This is a genomic window from Bacteroides sp. RTP31139st1_H2_RTP31139_211217 (assembly GCF_040227615.1).
In the GTDB taxonomy this organism is placed as follows: domain Bacteria; phylum Bacteroidota; class Bacteroidia; order Bacteroidales; family Bacteroidaceae; genus Bacteroides; species Bacteroides uniformis.
Window position 1 is genome coordinate 36,260 of record NZ_JBCNZM010000026.1, and the last position, 8,414, is coordinate 44,673.

Annotated in this window: 5 protein-coding genes; 3 read left to right on the forward strand and 2 right to left on the reverse strand. The window is 50.7% G+C overall.

Features of this window, described 5'->3' with window-relative positions:
• Positions 1–156: 156 nt before the first annotated feature.
• From ABUA47_RS06445 to folB, 3 genes are all read left to right on the forward strand, one after another.
• Positions 157–2,694: an adenosylcobalamin-dependent ribonucleoside-diphosphate reductase gene (locus ABUA47_RS06445; RefSeq protein WP_005827290.1), complete on the forward strand. Its 2,538-nt coding sequence runs from the start codon at positions 157–159 to the stop codon at positions 2,692–2,694.
• A 131-nt stretch (positions 2,695–2,825) separates the two neighbouring features.
• Positions 2,826–5,519: a 4-alpha-glucanotransferase gene (locus tag ABUA47_RS06450; protein ID WP_035449136.1), complete on the forward strand. Its 2,694-nt coding sequence runs from the start codon at positions 2,826–2,828 to the stop codon at positions 5,517–5,519.
• Between the two features lie 274 nt (positions 5,520–5,793).
• Entirely contained in the window at positions 5,794–6,159 is a 366-nt protein-coding gene (folB, locus tag ABUA47_RS06455) for a dihydroneopterin aldolase (protein WP_005830212.1), read from the forward strand.
• A 631-nt stretch (positions 6,160–6,790) separates the two neighbouring features.
• Here folB and ABUA47_RS06460 read toward each other — a convergent pair.
• Entirely contained in the window at positions 6,791–7,309 is a 519-nt protein-coding gene (locus ABUA47_RS06460) for a methylglyoxal synthase (protein ID WP_005830204.1), read from the reverse strand.
• A 47-nt stretch (positions 7,310–7,356) separates the two neighbouring features.
• The gene (locus ABUA47_RS06465) at positions 7,357–8,373 is read right to left on the reverse strand and encodes a glycosyltransferase family 2 protein (RefSeq protein WP_016273034.1); all 1,017 of its coding nucleotides are present in this window, start codon (positions 8,371–8,373) and stop codon (positions 7,357–7,359) included.
• Positions 8,374–8,414 lie beyond the last annotated feature (41 nt).

Here is an 8,414-nt window from a genome sequence, read left to right on the forward strand (position 1 = left end):
GCAATCAATAGAAAACTATATATCGGTTAATAAAAACATTCATTTTAATTTTGCCAAGTTGAAAAACATTCATAGCTTTGCAAATACATTTGTTAACGATAAGTACAACTTCTACAACTTTACTTATTTGTAACTAATCCTAAGAGATACAACATTGTGGAAAAGAAAAATTATTCTTATGACGAAGCCTACGGAGAATCTTTAAAATACTTCCAAGGCGACGAGTTGGCTGCCAGAGTTTGGGTAAACAAATATGCAGTCAAAGATTCTTTCGGAAATATTTACGAAAAGTCTCCGGAAGACATGCATTGGCGGATAGCCAATGAGGTAGCCCGCATTGAGGCCAAGTACCCCAATCCATTAAGTTCAGAGGAACTTTTCGGCTTGCTCGACCACTTCAAGTACATTGTTCCGCAAGGAAGCCCGATGACCGGAATCGGGAACAACTATCAGGTAGCCTCTCTGTCCAACTGCTTTGTTATCGGTGTGGACGGCGAAGCGGATTCTTATGGTGCCATCTTCAAGATAGACGAAGAACAAGTACAGCTGATGAAACGCCGTGGCGGCGTGGGACACGACTTATCCCATATCCGTCCGAAAGGTTCACCGGTAAAGAACTCGGCACTGACCTCCACCGGCTTGGTTCCCTTCATGGAACGCTATTCAAACTCTACACGCGAAGTAGCTCAAGATGGACGCCGCGGCGCACTGATGCTCAGCGTATCCATCAAACACCCCGACTCGGAAGCCTTCATCGATGCCAAGATGACTGAGGGCAAAGTGACCGGAGCCAACGTTTCCGTAAAACTGACCGACGACTTCATGCAGGCCGCCATCGAAGGCAAACCATATACACAGCAATATCCGATTGACGCCACAGAGCCGGCATTTCAAAAAGACATTGACGCATCCGCATTATGGAAAAAGATTGTGCACAATGCATGGAAATCGGCAGAACCCGGTGTATTGTTCTGGGATACCATATTAAAGGAATCCGTGCCCGACTGCTATGCAGACCTGGGCTACCGTACCGTATCCACCAATCCATGCGGCGAAATTCCACTGTGCCCGTACGACTCCTGCCGTCTGCTCGCCATCAACCTTTACTCATACGTGGTCAATCCGTTCAAGCCGGACGCCTACTTTGACTTTGAGCTATTCAAGAAGCATGTAGCTTTGGCCCAACGCATCATGGACGATATCATCGACCTTGAACTGGAGAAGATAGAGCGCATCATGAGCAAGATAGATGCCGACCCCGAAAGTGAAGACGTGAAACATACAGAACGCGTTTTGTGGCAGAAGATTTACAAGAAAAGCGCCCAAGGCCGCCGTACCGGTGTAGGCATCACGGCAGAAGGCGACATGCTTGCCGCCCTGGGATTGCGTTATGGCACTGAAGAGGCAACCGAATTCTCGGAGCAAGTACACAAGACGGTGGCACTCAACGCCTATCGCTCCTCCATAGAAATGGCCAAAGAACGCGGCGCATTCGAGGTGTACGATACAGAACGCGAAAAGAACAACCCGTTCATCAACCGCCTGCGTGAAGCTGACCCGGAAATGTACGAGGAGATGAAGAAGTACGGACGCCGCAACATTGCCTGTCTGACCATCGCCCCGACCGGCACCACCAGCCTGATGACTCAAACCACCTCCGGTATCGAGCCCGTATTCCTGCCCGTGTACAAGCGCCGCCGCAAAGTGAATCCCAACGATACGAACGTCCATGTGGACTTCATCGACGAAACCGGAGATGCCTTTGAAGAATATATCGTGTTCCACCCCAAGTTCGTGACTTGGATGGAAGCACAAGGATACAACCCCGCCAAACGCTACACGCAGGAAGAAGTGGATGCCCTGGTAGAGAAATCACCTTATTATAAAGCAACCTCCAACGACGTGGACTGGCTGATGAAAGTCAAGATGCAGGGACGTATCCAAAAATGGGTGGACCACTCTATCAGCGTAACCATCAACCTGCCGAACGACGTAGACGAAGACCTCGTGAACCGTCTGTATGTAGAAGCATGGAAATCCGGCTGCAAGGGCTGTACGGTTTACCGCGACGGTTCGCGTTCCGGCGTGCTCATCTCTACCAAGAGTGACAAGAAGTCCGAACTTCCCCCGTGCAAACCGCCTACGGTCGTTGAAACACGTCCCAGAATATTGGATGCAGACGTTGTCCGCTTCCAGAACAACAAGGAGAAATGGGTGGCATTCGTCGGCTTGCTGGACAATCATCCCTACGAAATATTCACCGGGGTGCTGGATGATGATGAAGGCATCATCCTGCCGAAGAATGTGGTGTCGGGCCACATCATCAAGAATGTGGATGAGCACGGAAACAAGCGTTACGACTTCCAGTTCGAGAACAAGCGCGGATACAAAGTCACCATCGAGGGTCTGTCCGAGAAGTTCAACAAAGAGTATTGGAACTATGCCAAGCTGATTTCCGGTGTATTGCGCTACCGCATGCCTATCGAGCAGGTCATCAAGCTGGTAGGTTCACTGCAACTGGACAGCGAAAACATCAACACCTGGAAGAACGGTGTGGAACGCGCCCTGAAGAAATACATCCAGGACGGCACGGAAGCCAAAGGCAAGAAATGCCCCAACTGCGGTAACGAAACACTGGTTTACCAAGAAGGTTGCCTCATCTGCAAGACGTGCGGAGCTTCTCGCTGTGGATAATCCCACGGCAAGCACAAACGTTTGCATAGGAATTTAAATGACTTAGATAACGGTAGCTGCATGATTATGAGGAATAATTTCTATACTTGCATAATCATTGCAGCTATTGCTATTTCTAAATCTAATATAATATGACACTAATATTCAATATCGAGTATCGCACCAGCTGGGGTGAAGAAGTCAGAGTCCTGGGTTCCATCCCGGAACTTGGCAACAACCAGCCCAACAAAGCCACCCCCCTGCACACTGTAGACGGCATTCACTGGACCGCGGAAGTGGATATCCAGATTCCCGGTAATGGAAGCGTCGAATACAGTTACCACATCTATCGAGATGGCAGAACCATACGGACAGAGTGGAACAGCCTGCCACGCATCCTGCACGTTGCAGACAATCCGAAGAAAGTTTACCGCATAGAAGATTGTTGGAAGAATCTGCCCGAGCAGCAGTATTTTTATACATCCGCTTTCACAGAATCCCTGCTGGCGCATCGCGAACGCAGTGCCGCCCCGAAAAGCTACAAAAAGGGGTTGCTGATAAAGGCGTACGCCCCCTGCATAGACAGTGACCATTGCCTGGCACTCTGCGGAAACCAGAAGGCGCTGGGTGACTGGAACCCGGACAAAGCTGCCCTTATGAGCGACATCGACTTCCCCGAATGGCAGGTAGAAGTGGATGCCGGCAAAATCAGCTTCCCGCTGGAGTATAAATTCGTCCTTTACAACAAGAAAGAGCGCCGTGCCGTGGCCTGGGAGAACAATCCCAACCGCTATATGGCCGACCCGCAGATAGCCGCCAACGAAACGCTGGCTGTCGGCGACCGTTATGTATACTTCAATCTTCCTGCATGGAAAGGTTCCGGAGTAGCCGTACCCGTATTCTCCCTGCGCTCCGAGAAAAGCTTCGGTGTAGGCGATTTCGGCGACTTGAAGCGCATGATTGACTGGGCAGTTGCCACCAATCAGAAGGCGGTGCAGATTCTGCCCATCAACGACACTACCATGACGCATACCTGGACAGACTCCTACCCTTACAGTAGCATCTCCATCTATGCCTTCCATCCCATGTACGCCGACCTGAAGCAGTTGGGCAGCTTGAAGGACAAGAAGGTGATGGCCGAATTCAACAAACGCCAGAAGGAACTGAATGCCCTGCCCGCCGTGGACTACGAAGCTGTGAACAAGACAAAGTGGGAATACTTCCACCTCATCTTCAAGCAGGAAGGGGAAAAGGTGCTGGCATCGGATGCTTTCCGTAATTTCTACGAAGCCAACAAGGAATGGTTGCAGCCATATGCCGTCTTCAGCTACCTGCGTGATGCCTACAAGACCCCGAATTTCCGCGAGTGGCCCAAGTATGCCACCTACGATGCCAAGGAGATAGAGACATTGTGCCGGCCGGACTCCGCCGACTATCCGCACATAGCCATCTATTATTACATCCAGTTCAACCTGCACCGGCAACTGCTTGCCGCCACGGAGCATGCGCGCGCCAACGGCGTAGTGCTGAAAGGCGACATTCCCATCGGCATCAGCCGCAACAGTGTGGAAGCCTGGAAAGAGTCCCACTACTTCAACCTGAACGGACAAGCCGGTGCACCGCCCGACGACTTCTCCGTGAACGGACAGAACTGGGGCCTCCCCACCTACAACTGGGATGTCATGGAAAAAGACGGTTATGCCTGGTGGATGAAACGTTTCCACAAAATGGCAGAATACTTCGATGCCTACCGCATAGACCACATCCTCGGCTTCTTCCGCATTTGGGAGATACCGATGCACGCCGTACACGGGCTGTTGGGAGAATTCGTCCCCGCCCTGCCCATGACGCGCGAGGAGATAGAAAGCTACGGGCTGGCATTCCGCGAAGACTTCTTCCTAAAGCCCTATATCCATGAGTACTTCCTCGGACAAATCTTCGGCCCGCATACAGACTATGTGAAACAGACCTTCATAGAGCCGACAGACACGTGGGAGGTTTACCGCATGCGTCCCGAGTTCGACACCCAGCGCAAGGTGGAAGCCTACTTTGCCGGAAAAACGGACGATGACAGCATCTGGATTCGTGACGGGCTTTACGCCCTTATCAGCGATGTGCTGTTCGTGCCCGACCGCAACAATCCGCACGAATACCATCCGCGCATCGGCGTGCAGCACGACTACATCTACCGCGCACTGAACGATTGGGAAAAGGCTGCCTTCAACCGGCTGTATGACCAGTACTACTATCACCGCCACAACGACTTCTGGGGACAGCAAGCCATGAAGAAACTGCCGCAACTGACACAGTCCACGCGCATGCTGGTATGCGGTGAGGACTTAGGCATGATTCCCGATTGCGTGGCATGGGTGATGAACGACCTGCGTATCCTTTCCCTGGAGATACAACGTATGCCGAAAGACCCGAAACAAGAATTCGGCCACACAGACTGGTATCCATACCGTTCGGTCTGCACCATCTCCACGCACGACATGTCTACCCTGCGCGGCTGGTGGGAAGAAGACTTCCAACAGACGCAGCGTTACTACAACACCATGCTCGGGCACTACGGTGCCGCACCGGCAACGGCCACGCCGGAGCTCTGCGAAGAAGTGGTTCGCAATCACCTCCATAGCAACTCCATCCTCTGCATCCTCTCCCTGCAAGACTGGATGTCCATGGACGGCAAATGGCGCAACCCGAACGTGCAGGAAGAACGCATCAATATTCCTGCCAACCCGCGGCACTACTGGCGCTGGCGCATGCACCTGACACTGGAACAACTGATGAAGGCAGAAAGCCTGAACGAGAAAATAAGGAGCATGATAGAAAGCACCGGAAGATAAGAAAGGATTCTTAACAAAGGGTTATTTTAGGCACGGATTACATGGACAATCACGGATAATATTGAAAGTAACCGTGATAACCCGTATAATTCCGTGCCTAAAATAATTCGATAAGTTCATTCCGGCCCTCACATAATTGTATTCTATAAAAAACAATTTCGCGCTATTTTTATATTTTACAGAATACAATCCACAGCCTGAATCGTAATAACCGGATACTGATTTGCCCGTACCACAAAATATCAGTAAGTTTGCAGAAAACAATCTACAAGTAATGACCAGTTATATTTTCCTTGACACGCTTCGCTTCTTCGCCCATCACGGCGTGGGCGAACAAGAAACCGTGGTAGGCAATGAGTTTACCGTCAGCCTGCGCCTGCAAGTTGATATCCGGCGTGCGGCAGAAACGGACGACGTAGCCGACACCGTGAGCTATGCCGATGTACATACAGCTGTGAAGGCAGAGATGGACATTCCTTCCAAACTATTGGAACATGTATGCGGGCGAATTATAAACCGATTGTTCCACGACTTCCCACAGATAGAGGAAATAACCCTCAAGCTGGCAAAGCGCAATCCACCGATGGGCGCGGATATAGAGGCTGCAGGAGTGGAAATATGCCAACGCCGCGGAGAATGACAGATTGCCGAATCACCCCATTCACTATTGATACACAGACACTTCCCACTGCAAAGACACTGCATGCTTTTTGCAGTGGCGCTGCACATATATTTGCAGTAGTACTGCAATAGCTTTGCAGTGACGCTGCAACAGATATGCAGTAGCACTGCAAAATGTATACAGAAGTTCTGCAGTGAGCATGCAGCAACTTTTCTGCCGTAGAATACAACCATTGATACCAATATTCCGTACCTTTGCCCCATCATCAACAAAAAGTCAATGAGAAACGCTATACAACGACTGGCATTACTCCCCATCGTCGCTCTCTTCCTGCTACCGGCCGCTTGCTATCAAATACAGCTCCGAGTTTCATTGGAGAAATGCCCTCTACCTGCCCACCCCTTACGACTTTACAAACCCATACAACTATGCAGACTTCAGAAGGAATGAACTATTGAAAATAAACCTCACAGAGTTCCGCTTCCCCTACCAATACCTCAACGACATAGAATGGGCAGATTCACCAACACCATTATTGTGCAACTCTATGACTTCAAACGGCAAGGGTGGGCTATCGCACCAGTGTGGGCTGTCCATGAACGAAGGGTAGCGATAGATTAAGAATGCCCAGTAGAACCGAGTTTCATCCTTATTTTTGCCGTTTCCGCTTCTTTGCCGATTCCACCGCTTCGGCCACCACCGGCTTATTTGCAAACCGCTTGGTGTAGTTGCTGTAATCGGGAACAGTGCGTTCATACGTCGGGTCGACAAACAACGGGCTGGAAATGATATGGTCTGCCGTACTGCGGTTGCAGCAGAACACGATGTTCTCCACACCGGCAAGGCGGGTCAACGCCTTCACATCCGTATCGTGCGGCTGAAGGGTCATCGGGTCGGTGAAAAAGAAAAGATAGTCAATCTCTCCGTCCACAATGCGCGAGCCCATCTGCTGGTCACCGCCCAAAGGACCGGATTTAAGGATAGTGAAATCCCACTCCACATCAGGATGTTTCTCCCGGAGGGCTTCGAGGATAAGGGTACCCGTGGTGCCCGTACAATAGAATTTATGCCCCATCAGCAATTCCGAGTTCCACAGTACCCACTCGATGAGGTCTTTCTTCATGGCGTCGTGTGCCACTAATCCGATTTTTCTAACTAGTTTTTCCATAATTCAAAACCTTTAATAGATTGAACAATTATAAAAGGCAACAGTTCCTACAATTGGGAAAAGAATTTCTTTCCATGCAGATAAAACTGCGCCAATATACTGTTTTTTGTCCGTTCCGGTATTACGGCAAGCGTAGTTTTTTTCAGATTCTCTTTGCGGGACGCTGCCAATGAAGTGCGGAGGGAGTGGTAGGCACGGCGCGCACGGAATACGGCCAAAGCATTGGGTAACTGGCCTTTCAGCATGAAACTGAACGCAGCCACATAATCGAGCACCGCACGTACACGCATCACGGACGCCAAGTCCTCCTGCGGCAGATTCTTATAAAGCATGACAAGGTTATTACGAAAATTGAGGAAGGTCTTGCGCGGATTCTCCTTCTTCAAAGTGGCCCCTCCCACATGAAATACCACACTCTGCGGTATACATGCCAACTGTCTGCCACGGGCACGAAGCCGCCAACATAAATCTATCTCCTCCATGTGGGCAAAAAAACGTCCGTCCAGCCCACCCGCTTCCCGGTAGTCTGCCAGACGGATGAACAGAGCCGCCCCCGTAGCCCAGAAAATGGGTATCACCGTGTCGTATTGCCCCTTGTCCTCTTCTACCACGCCCATAATACGGCCGCGGCAGAAGGGATAGCCATAGCGGTCGATGAAACCTCCCGCAGCTCCGGCATATTCAAACTGCCCCTTGTTACGCCAACTGCGTATCTTCGGCTGGCAAGCGGCCGTCTCCGGATAGGCATCCATATACTCTGCCAACGGGACAAGCCAGTGCTCGGTGACCTCTACATCGGAGTTGAGCAGCACTACATATTCTGCCTCCACCTGCTTCAATGCCAGATTGTATCCGTCGGCAAAACCGTGGTTCTCTTCCAGCAGAATCAAGTGCACAGAAGGAAACTCGCGACGGAGCATTGCCACGGAAGCATCCGTAGAGCCATTGTCCGCCACATACACCACAGCACCATCCACCTCCGAAAAACGCACAACAGAGGGAAGGAAGGAACGGAGCATATCACATCCGTTCCAATTCAATATGACAACAGCAATCTTATCCATGTTGCACAGATTCTTTTCGTTTATTTTTCCAGCGTTTATGA

Excerpts from the sequence above, each read along its gene's own strand:
- ABUA47_RS06460 (WP_005830204.1), bottom strand. The coding sequence starts at position 7,309 with ATGGAAAAACTAGTTAGAAAAATCGGATTAGTGGCACACGACGCCATG.
- ABUA47_RS06465 (WP_016273034.1), bottom strand. The coding sequence starts at position 8,373 with ATGGATAAGATTGCTGTTGTCATATTGAATTGGAACGGATGTGATATG.
- folB (WP_005830212.1), top strand. The coding sequence starts at position 5,794 with ATGACCAGTTATATTTTCCTTGACACGCTTCGCTTCTTCGCCCATCAC.
- ABUA47_RS06450 (WP_035449136.1), top strand. The coding sequence starts at position 2,826 with ATGACACTAATATTCAATATCGAGTATCGCACCAGCTGGGGTGAAGAA.